Genomic DNA, 21,357 nt, shown 5'->3' with positions numbered 1-21,357 from the left:
CGGTGACTGCCCTCGCGTTACTGAAGCAACGCGTCTTTCCCCTGACGAATATCGCGCGGCGACCAGCTAAATTCCCGGCGAAATAGCGTCGAAAAGTGATTACTGTCGCCGAAACCGCAGCGATAAGCAATTTCTGTAACGCTTTCGTCGGTATGCCGTAAAAGGTGACGCGCTTTGATCAGGCGCAGACGGTTAAGGTAACGCTGCGGCGTGAGCCCGGTATGCTGCTTGAGCTGACGATGCAGCGTGCGCAGCGAGAGCGAAAAGTCGTCCGCCAGCGTTTCCCAGCAGACATCTTCAGCGAAATGATCTTCCAGCCAGGCCATGAGCTGGTTCAGCCGTGCGTCATTATTTTCCATCCCTTCCACCAGGCTGCTTCGGCGCAGCAGCACCAGCAGCTGCATAAACAGCATCTCGCGGGTGGCAATCGCGTGCGTCTCCTGCCCGTCCTCGCTCTGCTCCATCTGGCTCACCAGCTGACGCACCTGCTGTAACGTGGATTGATTCACCCGCCAGTGCGACGGGTAGTGGCCGTCCTTCTCCTGCGGCAACAGCTGATTCAACCCGGAGAGAAACTGGAACGCGTCCGGGGAACGATAGAGCACGTTGGTCAGACACAGGTTGTCGGTATGTTCATACAGGTGTCTGTCGTGGTCGCGCACGAAGCACACCGTACCGCCGCTGATGGTATACGGCTGACCGTTGAACACGTGGATGCCTGTTCCGTGCTCAACAATCACAATCTCATGAAAATCATGATGATGCTCCGGGAACGCAGCCTGAGGAAGCCGTGGCTCAATCGCGACGGGAGAAGCCCCCGAAGGAAAAAAATCGACGCTGTGCAGTACGGTCATAACGGCCCCCACCAATGAGAAAAGTTCTCAAAATAGTAATTAAGGCCCTCCACGCTCACCTTAAATTTTTGACAGTAAACCGCGCAAAAGCTGCCGATTTTTCAAGAAACAGGCGGAAAGATCGGGAAATGCGGTCAGCGTCACACTGCCTGCAAACCCCGTCATTACTGGAAACTGTGAACTCCCTCACGTTCACCTTTGCTTTCTTGCCAGCGCGAGATTTGGGCTGTCAGTGGAGAGAAGGTGGCTATTTCTTCCCTTTCTTACACTCATCGCTAATGACTTAAGAAAGGACCCGACCATGACTTTTCGCCATTGTGTGGCTGTCGATTTAGGCGCATCCAGCGGCCGTGTAATGCTCGCCACCTGGGACTGTGACCAGCACACCCTTACGCTTCGCGAAATGCACCGTTTCGCCAATTGTCTGCAAAAACAGGACGGTTTTGTGACCTGGGATATTGATGCGCTGGAGGCGGAGATCCGCACCGGACTTCACAACGTCTGCGAAGACGGTATCCGCATCGACAGTATCGGCATTGATACATGGGGCGTGGATTACGTGCTGCTGGACAGTCACGGCGAACGCGTTGGCCTGCCCGTCTCCTACCGCGACAGCCGCACCGATGGGCTGATGGCGCACGCCATCGCGCAGCTTGGCAAAGAGAACATCTATGGTCGCAGCGGCATTCAGTTTCTGCCGTTTAACACGCTGTACCAGCTGCGCGCGCTGGTGGAGCAACAGCCAGAGCTGGTTGAAAAGGTGGCGCATGCGCTGCTGATCCCGGACTACTTAAGCTATCGTCTGACCGGCAACATGAACTGGGAATACACCAACGCCACCACCACGCAGCTGGTCAATATCAACACCGATAACTGGGATGAACACCTGCTGGCATGGACGGGCGCCTCGCCGTCCTGGTTCGGCGCGCCAACCCATCCGGGCAATGTGATCGGCCAGTGGATTTGCCCGCAGGGGAATGAAATTCCCGTTGTCGCCGTCGCCAGTCACGACACCGCAAGCGCGGTCATTGCCTCGCCGCTCGCCAGCAAAGACGCGGCCTATCTCTCCTCCGGCACCTGGTCGCTGATGGGTTTTGAGAGCAAAACGCCTTACACCAGCGACGCCGCGCTGGCCGCCAATATCACCAACGAAGGCGGTGCCGAAGGACGCTACCGCGTGCTGAAGAACATCATGGGCCTGTGGCTGCTCCAGCGGGTGCTGAAAGAGCAGAACGTCACCGACCTGCCCGCACTTATTGCGGAAACCGAAAAGCTGAAGGCCTGCACCTTCCTGATTAACCCGAACGACGACCGCTTTATTAACCCGGTGCACATGAGCGCTGAGATCCAGGCCGCCTGTTTTGACGCGGGGCAGCCGGTACCTTCCCGCCCCGCCGAGCTGGCGCGCTGTATTTTTGACAGCCTCGCCCTGCTCTATGCCGACATCCTGAGCGAGCTGGCTGACCTTCGCGGTAAACCGTTCAGCCAGCTGCACATCGTGGGCGGCGGCTGCCAGAACCAGCTGCTGAACCAGCTCTGCGCCGATGCCTGCGGCATTACGGTGGTGGCAGGCCCCGTAGAGGCTTCCACGCTCGGCAACATTGGCATTCAGTTGATGACGCTGGACGAACTATCAAACGTCGACGATTTCCGTTCGGTGGTGACGGCGAATAACAGCCTGACCACCTTCACCCCCAATCCCTGCCATGACATTGCCCGCTACCGGGCGCAGTTTCAGCAAAAACGACTGACTAAGGAGCTTTGCGCATGACCACTCAACTTGAACAAGCCTGGGACCTGGCTAAACAGCGTTTCGCCGCCGTCGGCGTGGATGTCGAAGAGGCGCTGCGCCAGCTCGACCGTCTGCCCGTCTCCATGCACTGCTGGCAGGGTGATGACGTCGCCGGTTTCGAGAATCCGGGCGGTTCCCTGACGGGTGGCATTCAGGCAACGGGTAACTACCCGGGCAAAGCGCGCAACGCCACCGAACTGCGTGCGGATCTTGAAATAGCGTTGAGCCTGATCCCAGGGCCAAAACGCCTGAACCTGCACGCGATTTATCTCGAATCCGACGCGCCGGTCGCGCGTAACGAAATCAAACCGGAACACTTTAAGAACTGGGTGGAGTGGGCAAAGGCCAACCGGCTGGGACTGGATTTTAACCCGTCCTGCTTCTCGCACCCGCTGAGCGCGGACGGGTTTACCCTTGCGCACGCCAGCGACGAAATCCGGCAGTTCTGGATCGACCACGTCAAAGCCAGCCGACGCGTCTCGGCGTATTTCGGCGAACAGCTTGGCACGCCGTCGGTGATGAATATCTGGATCCCGGACGGCATGAAGGACATCACCGTAGACCGACTGGCGCCACGCCAGCGCCTGCTGGCCGCGCTGGATGAAGCCATCAGCGAGAAGCTGGATCCGGCGCACCATATCGACGCGGTGGAGAGCAAGCTGTTCGGCATTGGCGCAGAGAGCTACACCGTGGGCTCAAACGAGTTCTACATGGGTTACGCCACCAGCCGCCAGACCGCGCTGTGCCTGGATGCTGGCCACTTCCACCCAACGGAAGTCATCTCCGACAAAATTTCCGCCGCCATGCTCTACGTGCCGCGCCTGCTGCTGCACGTCAGCCGTCCTGTGCGCTGGGACAGCGACCACGTGGTCCTGCTGGACGACGAAACCCAGGCGATTGCCAGCGAGATCGTCCGTCACGATCTGTTTGACCGCGTGCACATCGGCCTCGACTTCTTTGACGCCTCCATCAACCGCATCGCGGCGTGGGTAATCGGCACCCGCAACATGAAGAAAGCGCTGCTGCGCGCCCTGCTGGAGCCGACTGCTGCGCTGAAACAGCTTGAAGAAAACGGCGACTACACCGCGCGTCTGGCGCTGCTGGAGGAGCAAAAATCCCTGCCGTGGCAGGCGGTATGGGAGATGTACTGCCAGCGTCACGATGCGCCTGCGGGCAGCCAGTGGCTGGACAACGTGCGGGCGTATGAAAAAGACGTGCTCGCCGCTCGTCAGTAAAAAATATCGCCCGGCGGCGCGTTGCTTGCCGGGCCTACAGGTAAAAGCAGGCCGGGTAAGCGTAACGCCACCCGGCATTTTCAAAGGAAACACTGTATGCAGACCATCACCACCTCCTGGTTCGTCCAGGGCATGATCAAAGCCACCTCCGACGCCTGGCTGAAGGGCTGGGACGAGCGCAACGGCGGCAACCTCACGCTGCGCCTGGACGATGCGGACATCGAGCCGTACGCCGCCGATTTTCACCAGAAGCCACGCTATATTGCCCTGAGTCAGCCGATGCCGCTGCTCGCCAACACGCCGTTTATCGTTACCGGTTCCGGCAAGTTCTTCCGTAACGTTCAGCTGGACCCGGAAGCCAATCTCGGCGTCGTGAGGGTAGACAGCGACGGCGCGGGCTACCACATTCTGTGGGGGCTTACGGACGACGCGGTGCCGACCTCTGAACTGCCGGCGCACTTCCTCTCCCACTGCGAACGCATCAAGGCGACTGACGGCAAAGACCGCGTCATCATGCACTGCCACGCCACTAACCTGATCGCCCTGACCTACGTGCTGGAAAATAATTCTGATTTCTTTACCCGCAAGCTGTGGGAAGGCAGTACCGAATGCCTGGTGGTCTTCCCGGACGGTGTCGGTATTCTGCCGTGGATGGTGCCGGGTACCGACGAAATCGGTCAGGCGACCGCGACGGATATGCAAAAGCACGCCCTGGTGCTGTGGCCGTTCCACGGCGTCTTCGGCAGCGGTCCGACTCTGGATGAAACCTTTGGCCTGATCGACACCGCCGAGAAATCCGCGGAGGTGCTGGTGAAGGTCTACTCCATGGGCGGCATGAAGCAGACCATCACCCGGGAAGAGCTGATCGCGCTGGGCAAACGTTTTGGCGTTACCCCGATGCAGTCGGCCCTGGATTTATACGCGTAACGCCACAGGCGATAGTTAAGGAGAATTATCATGAGCTTTATGTTGGCACTTCCCAAAATTAGCCTGCATGGCGCGGGTGCAATCGGCGATATGGTCAACCTGGTAGCGACCAGGCAGTGGGGCAAAGCGCTGGTTGTCACCGACGGCCAACTGGTGAAACTGGGCCTGCTCGACAGCCTGTTTACCGCGCTGGACGCCCATCAAATGTCATATCAACTGTTCGATGAGGTGTTTCCGAACCCGACGGAAGCGCTGGTGCAAAAAGGATTTGCGGCTTACCGGGACGCGGAGTGTGATTACATCATCGCCTTTGGCGGCGGCAGCCCGATTGATACCGCCAAGGCGATTAAAATCCTCACTGCTAATCCAGGCCCGTCTACCGATTACTCCGGCGTCGGCAAGGTGATAAACCCAGGCGTGCCGCTGGTGGCGATCAACACTACCGCAGGCACCGCGGCAGAGATGACCAGCAACGCGGTGATCATCGACTCCGCGCGTCAGGTGAAAGAGGTGATTATCGACCCGAACATCATCCCGGATATCGCGGTGGACGATGCCAGCGTGATGCTTGATATTCCGGCCCCGGTGACCGCCGCGACCGGTATGGATGCGTTAACGCACGCCATTGAAGCCTACGTGTCCGTTGGCGCGCACCCGCTGACCGATGCCAACGCGCTGGAAGCGATTCGCCTGATCAACCTCTGGCTGCCGAAAGCGGTCGACGACGGTCATAACCTGGAAGCGCGCGAGCAGATGGCGTTTGGTCAGTACCTGGCAGGTATGGCGTTTAACAGCGCAGGGCTGGGGCTGGTACACGCTCTGGCGCACCAGCCGGGCGCAACGCACAACCTGCCGCATGGCGTGTGTAACGCCATCCTGCTGCCGATCATCGAAAACTTTAACCGCCCGAACGCGGTCGCGCGTTTTGCCCGCGTGGCGCAGGCAATGGGCGTCGATACCCGCGGGATGAGCGATGAAGCCGCAAGCATGTCCGCCATTCAGGCGATTCGCGACCTGAGCGCCCGCGTCGGCATTCCGTCCGGCTTCAGCCAGCTCGGCGTCACCAAAGCCGATATCGAAGGCTGGCTGGATAAAGCCCTCGCCGATCCGTGTGCGCCGTGTAACCCACGCACCGCCAGCCGCGACGAGGTCCGCGAGCTGTACCTGGAGGCATTATGATCCGCAAAGCGTTTGTGATGCAGATAAACCCGGACGCGCACGAGGAGTACGCGCGTCGCCACAATCCGATTTGGCCCGAGCTTGCAGCGGTGTTGAAAGACCACGGCGCACACCACTACGCCATTTATCTCGACAGAGAACGCAACCTGCTGTTTGCGACGGTGGAGATTGAGTCGGAGGAGCGCTGGAACGCGGTGGCGAATACCGACGTGTGCCAGCGCTGGTGGAAATATATGGCTGACGTCATGCCGTCGAACCCGGATAACAGCCCGGTGAGCGCCGGGCTGAAAGAGGTGTTTTACCTGGAGTGATGCGTTAACGCTGCCGCCCCTGTGGTGGCAGCAATCTCCCGCCTGCTGCTCAGCGTAAACGCCGACACCACCGTAATCGCCAGCACGAAACAGCCCAGCATCAGATACGTCTCCTGGAAGCCGATCCGGTCATACATATTCCCGGCAAAGGCGGAGAGGAAAATCGCTGCCGACTGTTTGGCAAACTGAAAACCAATCAGATAGATGGTGGCCGACAGGCGCGTATCAAACACTCCGGTAATGTATTTGAATGCCCCCACCAGCAGGAACGGGACCTCCAGCGCGTGCAGCATCTTCAGGGCGATGACCTCCACGGCGGTGGTGGCAAACGACGAGCCGATAATGCGCGTCGCCATAATCACCCCGGCGATCAGCAACGTGTTCTTCGCGCCGATGCGGTTAATGATCCATGGCGAGCAGAACATGATGATGGCGTTACAAATCTCCCCCGCCGTGGTGGCAAAACCAAAGGCGCGGGTCCCTTCCTGCGGCGTGGCGAAGAAGGTTTTAAAGAAGGTGGCAAACTGCTGGTCGAAAACGTCATACACGCAGGCCACGCCAATCACGTACAGGATGAACATCCACATTCTGCGCTGGCGGAACAGGTTGAACACGGTTTTAGCGGTGATCTGCGGCTGGTTCGCGCCCAGGGCGTTCATCACCTGCGCCGTCTGGTTGGGCTTCGGTTTCGCGACCACCAGCAACAGCATCAGCAAAAGTGCCGCCGCCGATCCCATCCAGAAAACATACGACGGATCGATGCCGAACAGGATGCCGCCCGTTGAGGCGCACAGCCCCCAGCCGAGGCAGCCAAACATGCGCGCCTTACCATATTCAAAGAGGCTGTTGCGGCTCACGCGTTCAATGTAGGCCTCAATGGCCCCGGATCCGGCTGAAAAAACAAAGCCGATATACAGCCCGCCGCTCAGCGCGCCCAGCCAGATATTGGTTTTCAACAGTGGCGCGAAGACGTACAGGAAAAACGGCGCGAACAGAAACAGCAGCACCGAGATGATCCACAGCAGGTGTTTTTTCAGCCCCAGCTTGTCCGAAATGACGCCCAGCACCGGCTGGAACGCGATGGCCGACAGCGAGATGCAGGAGAAGACAATCCCGGTATGGGTTTTATTCAGGCCAATGATGTCCGACAGCCAAATCGGCAGGAACGGAAAGCAGGTGGCCATGATGAAGAAGTAGAGAAAGAAGAACAGCCCGAAGATCCAGAAATTGGGGTTGTCTTTGTGGGTACAGGTTGTTGTGTTCATTATTTTTATCCTCAACGGAGGGCCGGTTGCCCGGCCCGTCACCTTTACACGCGTTCTACGCCAATCAGAATGGCGGTTTCCGGATCCAGAATCGGCAGCGCAATACCCGCCCGCATCAGCCATTCGCCGCTTGCCGTTTGCGGGGCTTCCATCCACGCTGGCAGCTTGCGCATGGTGTGCCCGCCCTCGCCCGTGATCTGAATGTTCGGGTGATCCAGCAGCGTGATGCGGTACTGCGCGCTGGCGTCTAACCCCGGCATGCGCAGCGGCATCATCAGGGTGTAATCCGGCATCGCGAGCTGGCTGACCATAAACAGCCCCTGCGCTTTGTCTTCACTCACTATACCCTGCGCCAGCGTGGTGGCATCCGGCATGTCCACGCGCCACTGGGTACCGTGATGAATCACCTCACGCCACCGCTTATACAGCGCGGCATAATGGCGATAGCCCTCACGCTCCTGCGCATCGACGGTGAGCGGATCCAGCTCCAGCCCCATATGCCCAAACAGCGCCGTCAGCCCACGGAAAGCGATGCTATGCTGGCGGAAGGTGGCGTGACATTTATGATGACCGATATGCGCCCCCATCACCTCCGGCGGGAAGAAATAGCTCATGCCGCGCTGGATCGTGTTGCGCTCCAGCGCGTCGTTGTTGTCGGACGCCCAGAAGCGATGGCTGCGGGTCAGCACTTCATAATCGATTCGCCCCCCGCCGGAGGAGCAGGATTCTAATTCAATGTGCGGAAAACGCTCGCCCAGCACGTCCAGCAGGCGGTAAAACTGGCGGGTCTGCGCGTCGGCGGCGGCTTTACCGTTGTGCCCGGGCTGCACCAGCTCGCGGTTCATGTCCCATTTCACGTAGTCAACCGCATGCTCACCCAGCAGCCAGCTCATGCGCTCCACGAGATAATCAAAGGCCTCTGGGATGTTGAGATTAAGCACCAGCTGGTGCCGTCCGGTCGCCTGCGCGTAGCCCGGCAGCGCCAGCACCCAGTCAGGATGCGCGCGATACAGATCGGAATCCGGGTTAATCATCTCCGGCTCGATCCAGATGCCAAACTCCATGCCGAGCCGTTTAACGTGACTGATTACCGGCGTCAGGCCGTTCGGGTATTTTTTCTCATCCAGGTACCAGTCGCCCAGCGCGGCATGGTCGTCGTTGCGGCCTTTGAACCAGCCGTCGTCAATGATAAAGCGCTCCACGCCCAGCGCGGCGGCCTCATCGGCCATACGCATGATGTACTCCGGATCGTGGCTGAAGTAGATCCCCTCCCAGGTATTGAGGTGTACCGGGCGCGGTTTGTTTTCCGGGAAGCGGATGATGCTGTCTCGCAGGTAGCGGTGGAACTGCTGGCTCATGCCGTTCAGCCCGTGCGGGGAGTAGCTGGCATACAGGCGCGGCGTCCAGAGCGTTTCGCCCTCTTCAATCGCCATTTCACCCGGCAGGTAAAGCGCTTCGGCCTGTATATAACGGCGACCATCGGTTTTCGCTTCGGCGCGCAGGCGGTGGTTGCCGCTCCAGCCCAGATGCACGCCCCAGACGTCGCCCTGCATTTCGCTGAACGATGGCGTACCGGCGATTAGCGCCGGGAAATGTTCGTGGGACGTTTTACCCCGACGGTTTTCAATGATAAAGCTGTCGTGTTCAAGCGTGACGCGGTGCGGCTGAAATTCTCTGATCCAGCGTCCGTGAAAGGCCATTACCTCCTGCGCGCGCTCGGCCACCGGCAGCGTGACGGCGAATCGGTCCACCTGCCACGCCAGCGCTTTCAGGTTGGTTAACCCATGGCGCACCACCAGCACGCCGCTGGCCTCCAGCGTCAGCTCGCTGGTCAGACGCAGTCCCGCGCATTCATCTTCGGCGGTTATCGTCAGGGTGTTTACGTCCTGCTGCACCTGCGTGGTTTTAAACACCGGGGAACCGTCCAGCCCCTGGCGATGTCCCTCAATACCGGGCGAGCCAAACAGCCCGTGCCCCAGTTCGGCCATCAGCGTTACCGGGGAGTCCACATCCAGCCTGCCGTTTGCCACCGGCCGCACCAGCGTAGCGACGTTCTGCGGCGAAAAGTGCTGAAGATGCGGCCCCCAGTAGAGAATTTCGGCGAACGGTTGGGTTTTTATCACCACATCAACGGTGGTGCTTTCGAGTCGTAAAATGGCATCTTGCATCAGACATCTCCTGTCGTCGGGATGCCTTGAGTGTTGATCCGAAACGTTTCGGATACAAACCAAAACGTTTCGGATCTGTGATCGGGTTTGGAAATTTACGCGGTTTAGGCCGTCTGGCCCGGGGAGAATTCGGGCTGCCAGAGCACCTGGAGCTGCTCGATCGCCTCGCCATTGATCAGCTGGCGCACCATATCGGCAATCTGTTTCCCGACGCCCTGACGAGTGGACTGGATCACTGCCGCCACGTCAGCATCAACGATGCTGTCCTGCGGAAGTCCGTCATAAACCACCAGCGCAACGGCGTTCTCGCCTGTCAGGCGGCCCAGTTCCGCCAGCGCCATCGCCGCGCCGTCGCCGTGGGTGTTGCAGTCGGTAATGATGGCCGTGGGGGGCTGCGGCAGGGAGAGAAGTTCTTTCGTGGTGGCATACCCCACGCGGCGAGAAGGGGGCATAGCGCGCAGCCATTCGCTGGAGAGCCCGGCTTCCCGCAGCGCGTCCAGGTAGCCCTGTCGCCGCTGGGTGATGAATGCCTGATTATTGCTTTCGCCCAGCAGGGCGATGCGCTGATGGCCTTTCTCAATCAGCCAGCGGGTGGCCTGGTACGTGCCAGCATAATTGTCGAAGTCGAACCACGCGTACGGCTGCGGCAGCTGGCTGCGGCCAAGCGCCAGAAAAGGGAATCCGACGGCCTGTAGCTGTTCAAGTCGCGGATCGCGATCCAGCGTGTGGGCCACAATCAGCGCATCCACGCGGCGGCTTTGCACCATGCGCATATAGCTGTGCTTATCCGCCAGATCATCGTCGGCGATGAGCAGCAGGTCGATCTCATGTCGCGCCAGTTCGTGGCTAATTTCGCCGACCATGTCCATAAAAACGCTGTTATTGAGCGGAACAGGATGCACGGGAAAAACGAGGCCGACGGCATCAATTTTGCCCATCTTCAGGCGGCGCGCAAACGTATTAGGTCGGTAACCACGGCGCTGGGCCTCCGCCTCCACGCGGGCGCGCGTCTCAGCAGAAACATCGTCATACCCGTTGAGGGCGCGGCTGACGGTAGTGACGGACAGCCCCAGTTCTTTAGCAATGGCTTTGAGCGACATGATTTTCCGTATCTTCGTTAATTTTGTTCCGCCACCAGAAGGGCGTGGGTGTCTGGCTCCAGCGCCTTAAAGATATGCGGCTGATCGGCAGGGTAGCAAATGTAATCGCCCGGGCCGAGTTCTTCCGCCGCGTCGATCAGGCCGACCATCGCCCGCCCCTGGGTCACGATAATATGCTCAACTGACCCCGGCGGATGCGGCTGGGAAATACGGTCTGCGCCCGGCTGCGTCAGCAGCAGATAGATATCACGACGCGCGCCCGGCGGACACGCCGCCAGCAAAATCGCCTCGTAGTTTGCCTGCCCGGCAACCACCTTGGTGCCCTCGCCGCGGCGGATCACCTGCGTGACGGGCTGCTGCGGCTCCAGTAACCGGGCAAATGGAATATCCAGCGCCACGCAAAGCGACCAGAGCGTTTCCAGGCTAGGATTGCCGTTGCCAGACTCCAGCTGAGAAAGCGTAGATTTGGCGATCCCGGCACGGCGGGCAATTTCCGCCAGTGACAGCCCGGTTCGCAGGCGTTCCCGCACCAGGCTTTTGGCGATCACGCTGATTGGCTGCGTCATAAAAACGGCCTCTTTTTCTCTATAACGAACGATTCGTTCATCTTGTAAAACGATTTTGATGCGTTCATTATAATGGAAATACGTTCGATATGGCTAAAATGATATGAAGAATTCCCTCTCTTGCCTGAAAGGCGACACGATAAAAGCGATAATTTTGGTCTGCCTCGCGGTAGGCGTGGTCGGCATGTCTTACGGCTCCCTGGCGATGGCCTACGGTTTTCCGCTGTGGGTGCCGTTTGTGCTTTCCCTCACGGTGCTGGCGGGCGCATCCGAGTTTATGTTTATCGGCATTGTGGCAAGCGGAGGTAACCCGCTGGCGGCAGCGGCCGCCGGTTTGCTGGTCAACGCGCGCCATGTGCCGTTTGGCGTGACGGTGCGTGAACTGGTGGGCAAACGGGGTTTGAGCTATCTCGGCTGTCACATCATGAACGATGAAAGCGTGGTGTTTGGCCTGTCGCAAAAAACGCCCGAGCAGCGTAAAGCGGCCTACTGGCTGTGCGGTTTAGGCGTGGCGATTATCTGGCCGGTGGGGGCGCTGCTGGGTGCCATGGTCGGTAAACTGCTGCCGGACCCGGAGACCATCGGGCTGGACGCGGTGTTTCCGGCGATCCTGCTGGCGTTAGTGGTACCCGCGTTTAAAAACCGTACCACGCTGATCCGCGCCTGCAGCGGTGCCGCGCTATCACTGGCTGCCGTGCCGTTTGCCCCGGTGGGTTTACCGGTTCTGCTCTCGTTACTCGGTCTCGCTGCGAGGAAAAAATAATGGGAAACATGACGTTTTTTATTCTCGGCATCGCCATCCTTTCTGCCGGAACCTACCTGATGCGTCTCGGCGGGGCAAAGCTGGGCAACCGGCTGGCTCTCTCTGAACGATCGCAGGCGCTGCTTTCCGATGCGGCTACCGTTTTGCTGTTCTCCGTCGCGCTGGCGACCACGTTTTATGAAGGGGAACATTTTGCGGGCATGGCGCGCGTGCTGGGCGTGGGGTTCGCGGTGTTCCTGGCATGGCGAAAAATGCCGTTAATTGTGGTGATCGTCGCGGCGGCGGTGGTGACGGCGCTGCTGCGTCTGGCGGGTATAAACTAAAAAAGCGCCCCAGGGGCGCTCTTTCGACGGTATAGCGAAATTATTTGTTCAGTTCAGCGGTCATGTGTACGCGGTTACCGGTGAACGCCTGGGTAATTTTGTAGGATGACGCGCCCGCTTCCTGAGCCTGAGCCGCGATTTTCGCTTCTGCGCTATCAATGGTGGAAGCAGAGGCGGTCACTGTCTGTGCAGCGAAAGAACCGAAAGAAGCAGCCAGAGCGATTACAGCGACAAAAGTTTTGATGCTTTTCATGATATAAACCCTTTCATTAAGTTGTTTAGGTAAGGCACCGTGCCTTGATGAGATAGATACTAGCCCTCATCCTTAACAACTAAAAGCGGAATGATTTGCTATTATCATTCAAAATTACTGATCAACCATTAACCGCTGCGGATGGGTATAAATCGTCGCCCTGCCCGGCTTGCAGAACCCCACCAGCGTCAGATTGCAGCGCTCCGCCACCTCCACCGCCAGCGTGGTTGCCGCCGACACTGCAAACAGAATTTCCACGCCGCACATCGCGGACTTCTGCACCATCTCATAGCTGGCGCGGCTGGAAACAAGCGCCGCGCCCTGCTGCCAGAGATCGCTCTCCCCCGCACGACGGCCTAATAGCTTGTCGAGCGCGACGTGGCGGCCCACGTCCTCATGCCCTCCAGCAATATCTCCTGACGGCAATACCCACGCCGCCGCGTGCGTGCAGCCGCTCAGTTGGCCGATGGGCTGAACATCGTTGAGATTTTCCAGCGCACGGTCGAGATGCGCCAGATTGAAGGTCTGGGTAAACGGCAGTGGCGCAACGGGCTTGCCAATATCATTAAGCTGCTCAACACCACAGACACCGCACCCGGTACGCCCGGCCAGCGCGCGGCGGCGCTCTTTCAGCCCCATAAAGCGGCGGCTGGAGAGTTCGATTTGCACTTCAAGACCGTTACACGCCTGAACCACGTCCATGCCGTAGATCTCCTGCGGATGCGCAATGATGCCTTCCGAAAGGGAAAAACCGATGGCGAACAGTTCGAGATCTTTAGGTGAGGCCATCATCACCACGTGCGAAATACCGTTGTAAACGAGGGCAACGGGCACTTCTTCAGCCAGAAAATCGGGTGTGGCATGGGTAATGTGGGGCGGTCTGCGTACCGACATTTCCACAATGCCCGCAGGCAGTGGCGATGAGCGGGTAGCACGGTTTTGTTTAGACACAGCGGTATTCCTGAACAACCACGGAAGTAGGCCTGCTATTGCAGCATAAACCGCAGGCCTTACGCATAGTATGGATCAACTTTTCGACACTCATTGTCCTACTCATTAAGAAGAGGTGCAACCCGACCCCCGCTACACCCCTTTAACATGCAGAGCTTATAGTGTGATCAGTGTCACACTTTATAATCAACACAGTGATAATACGTTCACTTTGTATTAACGCCGTTGGAACAGGTATACCGACATTGTGGTATTCTGATGATATCCCTCGGAGAAATGAGGGATTAACGCAAATTTTTCTCCTTTGCGGTCAATTCTCAACCGCGAAGTTAAAACTACATATATAAGCAATGTCGAACAAGGAGTGACCCATGCAGGTCAGCAGAAGGCAGTTCTTTAAGATCTGCGCTGGCGGTATGGCAGGCACCACGGCGGCGGCACTGGGCTTTGCGCCCGGCGTAGCGCTGGCGGAAACGCGGCAGTACAAACTGCTGCGCACCCGCGAAACCCGTAACACCTGTACGTACTGCTCCGTCGGCTGTGGGCTGTTGATGTATAGCCTCGGCGACGGTGCGAAAAACGCCAAAGCGTCTATTTTCCATATCGAAGGCGACCCGGACCATCCGGTCAACCGCGGCGCGCTGTGCCCGAAAGGGGCCGGTCTGGTGGACTTTATCCACTCCGAAAGCCGTCTGAAATTCCCGGAATATCGCGCACCTGGCTCCGATAAATGGCAGCAAATCAGCTGGGAAGAGGCGTTTGACCGCATCGCAAAACATATTAAAGAAGACCGCGATGCCAACTTTATTGAGAAGAACGCCGACGGCGTCACGGTCAACCGCTGGCTCTCCACCGGGATGCTGTGTGCTTCTGCCTCCAGCAACGAAACCGGCTATTTAACCCAGAAATTCACGCGCGCACTCGGTATGCTCGCGGTCGACAACCAGGCGCGTGTCTGACACGGACCAACGGTAGCAAGTCTTGCTCCAACATTTGGTCGCGGTGCGATGACCAACCACTGGGTCGACATCAAGAACGCCAACCTCATTGTGGTGATGGGCGGTAACGCCGCTGAAGCGCACCCTGTCGGGTTCCGCTGGGCGATGGAAGCCAAAATCCACAACGGTGCGAAACTGATTGTGATCGATCCCCGCTTTACGCGTACTGCGTCAGTGGCGGATTTCTACACCCCTATTCGTTCAGGTACTGACATCACTTTCCTGTCAGGCGTACTGCTGTACCTGATGACCAACGAAAAATATAACCGCGAGTACACCGAAGCCTATACCAACGCCAGCCTGATCGTGCGTGAGGATTACCACTTCGAAGATGGCCTGTTCAGCGGTTATGACGCGGAAAAACGCAAGTACGACAAAACCAGCTGGAACTACGAGCTGGATGAGAAAGGCTTTGCGAAGCGCGACACCACTCTTCAACACCCGCGCTGCGTATGGAACCTGCTGAAAGAGCACGTTTCCCGCTACACGCCGGACGTTGTCGAGAACATCTGCGGCACGCCGAAAGCAGACTTCCTGAAGGTCTGTGAGCTGATCGCGGAGACCAGCGCGAAGGACAAAACCGCGTCGTTCCTGTATGCACTCGGCTGGACGCAGCACTCCATCGGCGCGCAGAACATCCGTACCATGGCAATGGTGCAGCTGCTGCTCGGCAACATGGGGATGGCAGGCGGCGGCGTGAACGCCTTGCGCGGTCACTCTAACATCCAGGGTTTGACCGACCTCGGCCTGCTGTCTCAGAGCCTGACGGGTTACATGAACCTGCCGAGCGAGAAACAGACTGACCTGCAGACCTACCTGACGGCCAGCACGCCAAAACCGCTGCTCGAAGGCCAGGTGAACTACTGGGGCAACTATCCGAAGTTCTTCGTCTCGCTGATGAAAGCTTTCTACGGCGACAAAGCGACGGCGGAAAACAGCTGGGGCTTTGACTGGCTGCCGAAGTGGGACAAAGGTTACGACGTTCTCCAGTACTTCGAAATGATGCACCAGGGCCAGGTCAACGGCTATATCTGCCAGGGCTTTAACCCGGTGGCGTCGTTCCCGAACAAGAACAAGGTTGTTGAATCCCTCTCGAAGCTGAAGTTCCTGGTGACGATTGACCCGCTCAACACCGAGACCTCGACCTTCTGGCAGAACCACGGCGAATCAAACGACGTCGATCCGTCGAAGATTCAGACCGAAGTGTTCCGCCTGCCGTCCACCTGCTTCGCGGAAGAGAACGGTTCTATCGTCAACTCCGGCCGCTGGCTGCAGTGGCACTGGAAAGGCGCGGACGCCCCGGGCATCGCCATGAACGACGGCGAGATCCTGGCCGGTATCTTCTTACGCCTGCGTAAGATGTATGCGGCAGAAGGCGGCGCGAACCCTGAGCCGGTGCTGAACATGACCTGGAACTACTCGACGCCGGAAAATCCTGCGCCGGAAGAAGTGGCCATGGAGAGCAACGGTAAGGCGCTGGCGGACGTTATCGACCCGGTCACCGGCGCGGTTCTGGCGAAGAAAGGCGATCAGCTCAGCACCTTCGCGCACCTGCGCGATGACGGTACCACCTCCAGCGGCTGCTGGATCTTTGCCGGTAGCTGGACGCCGAAAGGCAACCAGATGGCCAACCGCGACAACGCCGACCCGTCGGGCCTCGGCAATACGCTGGGCTGGGCATGGGCATGGCCGCTGAACCGCCGCATCCTCTATAACCGTGCCTCCGCTGACCCGCAGGGTAACCCGTGGGATCCGAAGCGTCAGCTGCTGAAGTGGGACGGCGCGAAATGGGGAGGCGTGGATATTCCGGACTACAGCACTGCCGCACCAGGCAGCGACGTTGGGCCGTTTATCATGCAGCCTGAAGGGATGGGGCGTCTGTTTGCTATCGACAAGATGGCGGAAGGGCCGTTCCCGGAACATTACGAGCCGTTTGAGACGCCGCTGGGCACCAACCCGCTGCACCCGAACGTGGTCTCTAACCCGGCAGCGCGTATCTTCAAGGGCGACTTTGAAGCGCTGGGTAAAAAAGACAAGTTCCCGTACGTGGGCACCACTTACCGTCTGACCGAACACTTCCACTACTGGACCAAGCACGCGCTGCTTAACGCCATCGCGCAGCCGGAACAGTTTGTGGAGATCGGCGAGAAGCTGGCGAACAAGCTCGGCATTGCCCATGGCGATACCGTGAAGGTCTCCTCTAACCGCGGCTACATCAAGGCCAAGGCGGTGGTGACCAAGCGTATTCGCACGCTGAACGTTCACGGTCAGCAGGTGGATACCATCGGCATCCCAATTCACTGGGGCTATGAGGGCGTGGCGAAGAAAGGGTTCATTGCGAACACCCTGACGCCGTTCGTCGGCGATGCGAACACGCAGACGCCGGAGTTTAAGGCCTTCCTCGTGAACGTGGAAAAGGTGTAACGGAGACGACTTATGGCTTATCAATCTCAAGACATTATCCGTCGTTCCGCGACTAACGGTTTCACGCCCGCGCCTCAGGCGCGGGACCACCAGCAGGAAGTGGCGAAGCTGATCGACGTGACCACCTGTATCGGCTGTAAAGCCTGTCAGGTGGCCTGCTCTGAGTGGAACGACATCCGTGACGAAGTGGGTCACAACGTCGGGGTGTACGACAACCCGGCAGACCTGACCGCCAAGTCCTGGACGGTAATGCGTTTCTCGGAAGTGGAGCAGAACGACAAACTGGAATGGCTTATCCGCAAAGACGGCTGTATGCACTGCGCGGATCCGGGCTGCCTGAAGGCGTGTCCGTCAGAAGGGGCTATCATTCAGTATGCCAACGGCATCGTCGACTTCCAGTCCGAGCAGTGCATTGGCTGCGGCTACTGCATCGCGGGCTGTCCGTTCGACGTGCCGCGCATGAACCCGGAAGACAACCGCGTCTACAAATGCACCCTGTGCGTGGACCGCGTTAACGTGGGCCAGGAGCCTGCATGCGTGAAGACCTGCCCAACCGGCGCTATCCACTTTGGCTCAAAAGAGGATATGAAAACTCTGGCGGCAGAGCGCGTGGGCGAGTTGAAAACCCGTGGTTACGACAACGCGGGCCTGTACGATCCGGCCGGGGTTGGCGGTACGCACGTGATGTACGTGCTGCACCACGCCGACAAGCCGAACCTGTATCACGGCCTGCCGGAGAACCCGGAAATCAGCGCCACCGTGAAGTTCTGGAAAGGCATCTGGAAACCGCTGGCCGCGGTGGGCTTTGCTGCCACCTTCGCAGCGAGCATCTTCCACTACGTCGGCGTCGGTCCGAACCGTGCGGAAGAGGAAGACGACAACCTGCATGAAGAGAAAGACGAGGTGCGCAAATGAGAAAACGTGACACCATCGTGCGCTACACCGCGCCGGAACGCATCAACCACTGGGTCACCGCCTTCTGCTTCATGCTGGCGGCGATAAGCGGGCTGGGGTTCTTCTTCCCCTCCTTCAACTGGCTGATGCAGATCCTGGGCACGCCGCAGCTGGCGCGCATCCTTCACCCATTCGTGGGTGTGGTGATGTTTGCCTCGTTTATCATCATGTTTTTCCGTTACTGGCACCATAACCTAATCAATCGGGATGATATCTTTTGGGCGAAGAATATTCGTAAGATCGTCGTCAACGAGGAAGTAGGTGATACCGGGCGTTATAACTTCGGCCAGAAATGCGTATTCTGGGCGGCGATTATCTTCCTGGTCCTGTTGCTGGTGAGCGGCGTGATCATCTGGCGTCCGTACTTTGCGCCTGCTTTCTCAATCCCGGTGATCCGATTTGCGCTAATGCTGCATTCATTTGCCGCAGTGGCGTTAATTGTGGTTATCATGGTGCATATTTACGCCGCCCTCTGGGTGAAAGGCACCATTACCGCGATGGTGGAAGGATGGGTAACCAAAACGTGGGCGAAGAAACATCACCCGCGCTGGTACCGTGAAGTCCGCCAGAAACAGGAAAAGTCATCTGAATGAGTATTCGCATAATCCCGCAAGATGAGCTGGGGTCGAGCGAGAAACGTACGGCGGAGTATATTCCGCCGTTGTTATTCCCCAGACTCAAGAACCTCTACAACCGCCGCGCAGAGCGTCTGCGCGAGCTGGCAGAGAACAACCCGCTGGGCGATTTTCTGCGTTTTGCCGCGCTGGTCGCCCATGCGCAGGAGGTGGTGCTGTACGACCACCCGCTGCAAATGGACCTGACCGCGCGCATCAAGGAAGCTAACGAGCAGGGCAAGCCGCCGCTGGATATTCACGTCCTGCCGCGCGACAAGCACTGGCATAAGCTGCTTCATTCGCTGATTGCCGAGCTGAAGCCGGAGATGAGCGGCACCGCGCTGGCGGTCATTGAGAACCTGGAAAAAGCCTCTGACCTGGAGCTGGAAGAGATGGCGAGCGCGCTGTTTGCCTCCGACTTCTCGCTGGTCAGCAGCGATAAAGCGCCGTTTATCTGGGCCGCGCTGTCGCTCTACTGGGCGCAAATGGCGAGTCTGATCCCGGGCAAAGCCCGCGCCGAATACGGCGAAGCGCGCCAGTTCTGCCCGGTGTGCGGCTCAATGCCGGTCTCCAGCATGGTGCAGATTGGGACCACGCAGGGGCTGCGCTACCTGCACTGCAACCTGTGTGAAACCGAGTGGCACGTGGTGCGCGTGAAGTGCAGCAACTGCGAGCAGACTCGCGATCTCAACTACTGGTCGCTGGAAAATGAAGACGCGGCGGTGAAAGCCGAAAGCTGCGGCGACTGCGGAACCTACCTGAAGATCCTGTATCAGGAAAAAGACCCGAAAGTCGAAGCGGTGGCCGACGATCTCGCCTCGCTGATTCTGGATGCGAAGATGGAGCAGGAGGGCTTTGCCCGTAGCTCGATTAACCCGTTCCTGTTCCCGGGTGAAGGGGAGTAATCTCCATAAAAGCCCGGTGAGCCTCAGTGCAACCGGGCTAATTACTGCGATAGCGCAGGGATGACATGTTGAGGATCGTTAGCAATAGCGCGCAAAAGCGCTTTAGCCGGGCCTGTAGGCGAGCGTCTGCCTTGTTCCCAGTTACGCAATGTATCAACGCTGACAGAGATTAAGGTCGCGAATTTACTCTGCGACAACCCGGATGCCTGACGAATTTCTTTTATTTTCATCGCATCGATTTGAAAGATACGCGACGGCTCGCGTTGGCCCTCGGCAATCTCGTTCATTTGCCCAACGCTTTGGGTTAATCGCTCAAACAGCGCCTTATCCATTTACCACCTCTCTATCATCTTTTTCAGAATAGCTTTCTCCCCCGCAGACAGGTCATCTTTAATCCCTTTGCGATAGATGAGCAGCAGTCTGATTTCAAACTCACACGTACGGTAAAAATAGATAACTCTGACTCCACCACGCTTTCCCTTTCCGCCAGCAAGCCAGCGAATCTTTCGCAAGCCTCCCGTATTCTGGATAACATCGCCGTACTCCGGTTGTGTCGCCAGGAATATCTGGAACCGATGATATTCGTCGTCATCCAGTAACGTTTTGACGTCTTCTGTGAAAATGTCCGTTTCAATGAATAGCATTAAACATACGCCGTTGGCTTATAGTAACAAATGTCTAATGTACGTCAATGACGTACCCCTTGCTGATTACGTTAATGGGATACGCCGAATAAAGCGAAGGATACGTCCTGCTACGATGTGTATTTGCAAGCCGCTTTCCAGAAGACCGTTATTCTTCCTCGTTCCCCCCCTCTTCATACGCCCCATACGGCTTCGCAGGAAGAACGATATAGGTGCCTTCAAACACCGCGCCCGGCGTTTCATCGCCGAACAGCTCAACCTGCATTTGCACGCGCGCTTTGCGGCCACGTGCCAGACGATCAAGATCGCCGCCCAGCGCGCCAAGGTCCGCCACCGCGCTCGGCTTGCCGCTGATCGGCGCGCTGTAGCGAATGTGGGCATCGGCCAGAATAATGGTGCCGCCAAGATGCCGCTCGCGCAGCATTAGCCAGATCAGCCCCCAGCCGGTGAGCGTCGCCAGGGAAAACAGGCTGCCGGCAAACAGGGTGTGGTGAGGGTTCTGATTGCCGGTTTCCGGCATGGTGGTAATGAATTTTTGCCCGGTGTACTGCTGAATGCGCACGCCCATCTTTTCACTCAGAGGGATGTGTTCATACCAGGCCTGCTGCAGCTGCCCGCACCAGTCCGCGCGATGAAGAATATCGTCCAGCGTGGCGATGGGTTTGATCATCAAAAAGTGGCGAATCGGCGTGGTTTGCGGAGCGGTGATTTCACCCTGGTTAACAAAACCGAGTTTGGCAAAAAACTCCACGGCATCTTCCCGGGCGCTACAGGTGACGCGCTTAACGCCTTCCTGACGGGCGACGGACTCCAGCGTCATCGCCATTAGCGTCCCCAGCCCTTTATCCTGCACGGAAGGGTGAACCGCCATAAAACGAATAGACGCTTCGTTATCAGCGTTGATATACAGTCGCCCGACGGCGACGAGGTTGCCCTCTTCGTCCATCACCATCTGATGATGGGCCATCGCATCCCAGGCGTCGCGTTCAGATCCTTTTGGCTGATGCAGTGGCTTGCGCAGCATTTCCCAGCGGAACTGGTAATACGCTTCTAACTCTTCTTCCGTTTGCGGTACTCGAAGGTGATACATAGCTGTACTCTCTCTTGTTACCCGCGGCCACGCCGCCAGTT

Annotated in this window: 21 protein-coding genes; 11 read left to right on the top strand and 10 right to left on the bottom strand. The window is 58.2% G+C overall.

What is annotated here, in order from left to right; genetic code table 11:
• Positions 1-17: 17 nt before the first annotated feature.
• Positions 18-854: an HTH-type transcriptional activator RhaS gene (gene rhaS / locus ACTJI7_RS14980; RefSeq protein ID WP_192979113.1), complete on the bottom strand. Its 837-nt coding sequence runs from the start codon at positions 852-854 to the stop codon at positions 18-20.
• Between the two features lie 301 nt (positions 855-1,155).
• Here rhaS and rhaB point away from each other — a divergent pair, with 301 nt between their 5' ends.
• The 5 genes from rhaB (at position 1,156) to rhaM (ending at position 6,298) form a co-directional block, all read left to right on the top strand.
• Positions 1,156-2,625 (top strand): rhamnulokinase, encoded by a 1,470-nt coding sequence (gene rhaB, locus ACTJI7_RS14975; RefSeq protein ID WP_192979114.1) that lies wholly within the window; start codon positions 1,156-1,158, stop codon positions 2,623-2,625.
• Positions 2,622-3,881: an L-rhamnose isomerase gene (rhaA, locus tag ACTJI7_RS14970; protein WP_126818675.1), complete on the top strand. Its 1,260-nt coding sequence runs from the start codon at positions 2,622-2,624 to the stop codon at positions 3,879-3,881. The genes rhaB and rhaA overlap by 4 nt, the downstream gene beginning before the upstream one ends.
• A 96-nt stretch (positions 3,882-3,977) precedes the next feature.
• Positions 3,978-4,808: a rhamnulose-1-phosphate aldolase gene (gene rhaD / locus ACTJI7_RS14965; RefSeq protein ID WP_045260243.1), complete on the top strand. Its 831-nt coding sequence runs from the start codon at positions 3,978-3,980 to the stop codon at positions 4,806-4,808.
• A 30-nt stretch (positions 4,809-4,838) separates the two neighbouring features.
• Positions 4,839-5,987 carry a lactaldehyde reductase gene (fucO, locus tag ACTJI7_RS14960; RefSeq protein ID WP_222563566.1) on the top strand — a complete coding sequence of 383 codons (1,149 nt, stop codon included), beginning with the start codon at positions 4,839-4,841 and terminating at the stop codon, positions 5,985-5,987.
• Positions 5,984-6,298, top strand: a complete 315-nt coding sequence (rhaM, locus tag ACTJI7_RS14955) for an L-rhamnose mutarotase (protein WP_063155517.1) — start codon at positions 5,984-5,986, stop codon at positions 6,296-6,298. Before fucO ends, rhaM begins: the two co-directional genes overlap by 4 nt.
• On the opposite strand, the gene ACTJI7_RS14950 is transcribed toward rhaM, so the two are convergent.
• The 4 genes from ACTJI7_RS14950 to ACTJI7_RS14935 all read right to left on the bottom strand — a co-directional run bounded on the left by ACTJI7_RS14950 (position 6,286) and on the right by ACTJI7_RS14935 (position 11,397).
• The gene (locus ACTJI7_RS14950; RefSeq protein ID WP_059357403.1) at positions 6,286-7,563 is read right to left on the bottom strand and encodes an MFS transporter; all 1,278 of its coding nucleotides are present in this window, start codon (positions 7,561-7,563) and stop codon (positions 6,286-6,288) included. The two genes, rhaM and ACTJI7_RS14950, sit on opposite strands and share 13 nt — an antisense overlap.
• A 44-nt stretch (positions 7,564-7,607) precedes the next feature.
• On the bottom strand, positions 7,608-9,731 hold the full coding sequence (locus ACTJI7_RS14945) for an alpha-galactosidase (RefSeq protein WP_440670953.1): 2,124 nt from the start codon (positions 9,729-9,731) through the stop codon (positions 7,608-7,610).
• A 104-nt stretch (positions 9,732-9,835) separates the two neighbouring features.
• Complete coding sequence (locus ACTJI7_RS14940; RefSeq protein WP_192979117.1) at positions 9,836-10,831, bottom strand: LacI family DNA-binding transcriptional regulator; 996 nt, start codon at positions 10,829-10,831, stop codon at positions 9,836-9,838.
• Between the two features lie 17 nt (positions 10,832-10,848).
• Positions 10,849-11,397 (bottom strand): helix-turn-helix domain-containing protein, encoded by a 549-nt coding sequence (locus tag ACTJI7_RS14935; RefSeq protein ID WP_003861973.1) that lies wholly within the window; start codon positions 11,395-11,397, stop codon positions 10,849-10,851.
• Between the two features lie 103 nt (positions 11,398-11,500).
• On the opposite strand from ACTJI7_RS14935, the gene ACTJI7_RS14930 reads away from it, so the two are divergent.
• Positions 11,501-12,160, top strand: a complete 660-nt coding sequence (locus ACTJI7_RS14930) for an AzlC family ABC transporter permease (protein ID WP_219260559.1) — start codon at positions 11,501-11,503, stop codon at positions 12,158-12,160.
• The gene (locus tag ACTJI7_RS14925) at positions 12,160-12,483 is read left to right on the top strand and encodes an AzlD domain-containing protein (protein ID WP_028014868.1); all 324 of its coding nucleotides are present in this window, start codon (positions 12,160-12,162) and stop codon (positions 12,481-12,483) included. Before ACTJI7_RS14930 ends, ACTJI7_RS14925 begins: the two co-directional genes overlap by 1 nt.
• A gap of 40 nt (positions 12,484-12,523) precedes the next feature.
• On the opposite strand, the gene ACTJI7_RS14920 is transcribed toward ACTJI7_RS14925, so the two are convergent.
• Together ACTJI7_RS14920 and fdhD are read right to left on the bottom strand one after the other, a co-directional pair.
• Positions 12,524-12,736, bottom strand: coding sequence for a DUF1471 domain-containing protein (locus tag ACTJI7_RS14920; protein ID WP_041911778.1), 213 nt, complete (start codon positions 12,734-12,736; stop codon positions 12,524-12,526).
• A 114-nt stretch (positions 12,737-12,850) separates the two neighbouring features.
• Positions 12,851-13,687 (bottom strand): formate dehydrogenase accessory sulfurtransferase FdhD, encoded by an 837-nt coding sequence (gene fdhD / locus ACTJI7_RS14915; protein WP_047366787.1) that lies wholly within the window; start codon positions 13,685-13,687, stop codon positions 12,851-12,853.
• Positions 13,688-14,058: 371 nt separating this feature from the next.
• Between fdhD and fdnG the strand changes: the two genes are divergently transcribed.
• Genes fdnG through fdhE form a run of 4 tightly spaced genes read left to right on the top strand, consistent with a single transcriptional unit; the run spans position 14,059 to position 19,582 of the window.
• Entirely contained in the window at positions 14,059-17,109 is a 3,051-nt protein-coding gene (gene fdnG / locus ACTJI7_RS14910; RefSeq protein ID WP_120266897.1) for a formate dehydrogenase-N subunit alpha, read from the top strand.
• 12 nt (positions 17,110-17,121) lie between these two features.
• On the top strand, positions 17,122-18,024 hold the full coding sequence (fdxH, locus tag ACTJI7_RS14905; protein WP_003861960.1) for a formate dehydrogenase subunit beta: 903 nt from the start codon (positions 17,122-17,124) through the stop codon (positions 18,022-18,024).
• Positions 18,021-18,656, top strand: coding sequence for a formate dehydrogenase cytochrome b556 subunit (fdoI, locus tag ACTJI7_RS14900; protein WP_015569914.1), 636 nt, complete (start codon positions 18,021-18,023; stop codon positions 18,654-18,656). Before fdxH ends, fdoI begins: the two co-directional genes overlap by 4 nt.
• Positions 18,653-19,582, top strand: coding sequence for a formate dehydrogenase accessory protein FdhE (gene fdhE, locus ACTJI7_RS14895; protein WP_028014872.1), 930 nt, complete (start codon positions 18,653-18,655; stop codon positions 19,580-19,582). Before fdoI ends, fdhE begins: the two co-directional genes overlap by 4 nt.
• Before the next feature lie 41 nt (positions 19,583-19,623).
• On the opposite strand, the gene nadS is transcribed toward fdhE, so the two are convergent.
• The 3 genes from nadS to fabY form a co-directional block, all read right to left on the bottom strand.
• On the bottom strand, positions 19,624-19,914 hold the full coding sequence (gene nadS / locus ACTJI7_RS14890) for a NadS family protein (protein ID WP_047366785.1): 291 nt from the start codon (positions 19,912-19,914) through the stop codon (positions 19,624-19,626).
• Positions 19,915-20,226 (bottom strand): hypothetical protein, encoded by a 312-nt coding sequence (locus ACTJI7_RS14885; protein ID WP_047366784.1) that lies wholly within the window; start codon positions 20,224-20,226, stop codon positions 19,915-19,917.
• Between the two features lie 148 nt (positions 20,227-20,374).
• Positions 20,375-21,316 carry a fatty acid biosynthesis protein FabY gene (fabY, locus tag ACTJI7_RS14880; protein ID WP_028014875.1) on the bottom strand — a complete coding sequence of 314 codons (942 nt, stop codon included), beginning with the start codon at positions 21,314-21,316 and terminating at the stop codon, positions 20,375-20,377.
• Between the last annotated feature and the right edge of the window lie 41 nt (positions 21,317-21,357).

It is taken from the genome of Enterobacter sp. 22499, from assembly GCF_052044815.1.
GTDB lineage: Bacteria > Pseudomonadota > Gammaproteobacteria > Enterobacterales > Enterobacteriaceae > Enterobacter > Enterobacter bugandensis.
This window is presented reverse-complemented; position numbering and strand designations above follow the sequence as displayed.

Excerpts from the sequence above, each read along its gene's own strand:
- rhaS (WP_192979113.1), bottom strand. The coding sequence starts at position 854 with ATGACCGTACTGCACAGCGTCGATTTTTTTCCTTCGGGGGCTTCTCCC.
- rhaB (WP_192979114.1), top strand. The coding sequence starts at position 1,156 with ATGACTTTTCGCCATTGTGTGGCTGTCGATTTAGGCGCATCCAGCGGC.
- rhaA (WP_126818675.1), top strand. The coding sequence starts at position 2,622 with ATGACCACTCAACTTGAACAAGCCTGGGACCTGGCTAAACAGCGTTTC.
- rhaD (WP_045260243.1), top strand. The coding sequence starts at position 3,978 with ATGCAGACCATCACCACCTCCTGGTTCGTCCAGGGCATGATCAAAGCC.
- fucO (WP_222563566.1), top strand. The coding sequence starts at position 4,839 with ATGAGCTTTATGTTGGCACTTCCCAAAATTAGCCTGCATGGCGCGGGT.
- rhaM (WP_063155517.1), top strand. The coding sequence starts at position 5,984 with ATGATCCGCAAAGCGTTTGTGATGCAGATAAACCCGGACGCGCACGAG.
- ACTJI7_RS14950 (WP_059357403.1), bottom strand. The coding sequence starts at position 7,563 with ATGAACACAACAACCTGTACCCACAAAGACAACCCCAATTTCTGGATC.
- ACTJI7_RS14945 (WP_440670953.1), bottom strand. The coding sequence starts at position 9,731 with ATGCAAGATGCCATTTTACGACTCGAAAGCACCACCGTTGATGTGGTG.
- ACTJI7_RS14940 (WP_192979117.1), bottom strand. The coding sequence starts at position 10,831 with ATGTCGCTCAAAGCCATTGCTAAAGAACTGGGGCTGTCCGTCACTACC.
- ACTJI7_RS14935 (WP_003861973.1), bottom strand. The coding sequence starts at position 11,397 with ATGACGCAGCCAATCAGCGTGATCGCCAAAAGCCTGGTGCGGGAACGC.
- ACTJI7_RS14930 (WP_219260559.1), top strand. The coding sequence starts at position 11,501 with ATGAAGAATTCCCTCTCTTGCCTGAAAGGCGACACGATAAAAGCGATA.
- ACTJI7_RS14925 (WP_028014868.1), top strand. The coding sequence starts at position 12,160 with ATGGGAAACATGACGTTTTTTATTCTCGGCATCGCCATCCTTTCTGCC.
- ACTJI7_RS14920 (WP_041911778.1), bottom strand. The coding sequence starts at position 12,736 with ATGAAAAGCATCAAAACTTTTGTCGCTGTAATCGCTCTGGCTGCTTCT.
- fdxH (WP_003861960.1), top strand. The coding sequence starts at position 17,122 with ATGGCTTATCAATCTCAAGACATTATCCGTCGTTCCGCGACTAACGGT.
- fdoI (WP_015569914.1), top strand. The coding sequence starts at position 18,021 with ATGAGAAAACGTGACACCATCGTGCGCTACACCGCGCCGGAACGCATC.
- fdhE (WP_028014872.1), top strand. The coding sequence starts at position 18,653 with ATGAGTATTCGCATAATCCCGCAAGATGAGCTGGGGTCGAGCGAGAAA.
- nadS (WP_047366785.1), bottom strand. The coding sequence starts at position 19,914 with ATGGATAAGGCGCTGTTTGAGCGATTAACCCAAAGCGTTGGGCAAATG.
- ACTJI7_RS14885 (WP_047366784.1), bottom strand. The coding sequence starts at position 20,226 with ATGCTATTCATTGAAACGGACATTTTCACAGAAGACGTCAAAACGTTA.
- fabY (WP_028014875.1), bottom strand. The coding sequence starts at position 21,316 with ATGTATCACCTTCGAGTACCGCAAACGGAAGAAGAGTTAGAAGCGTAT.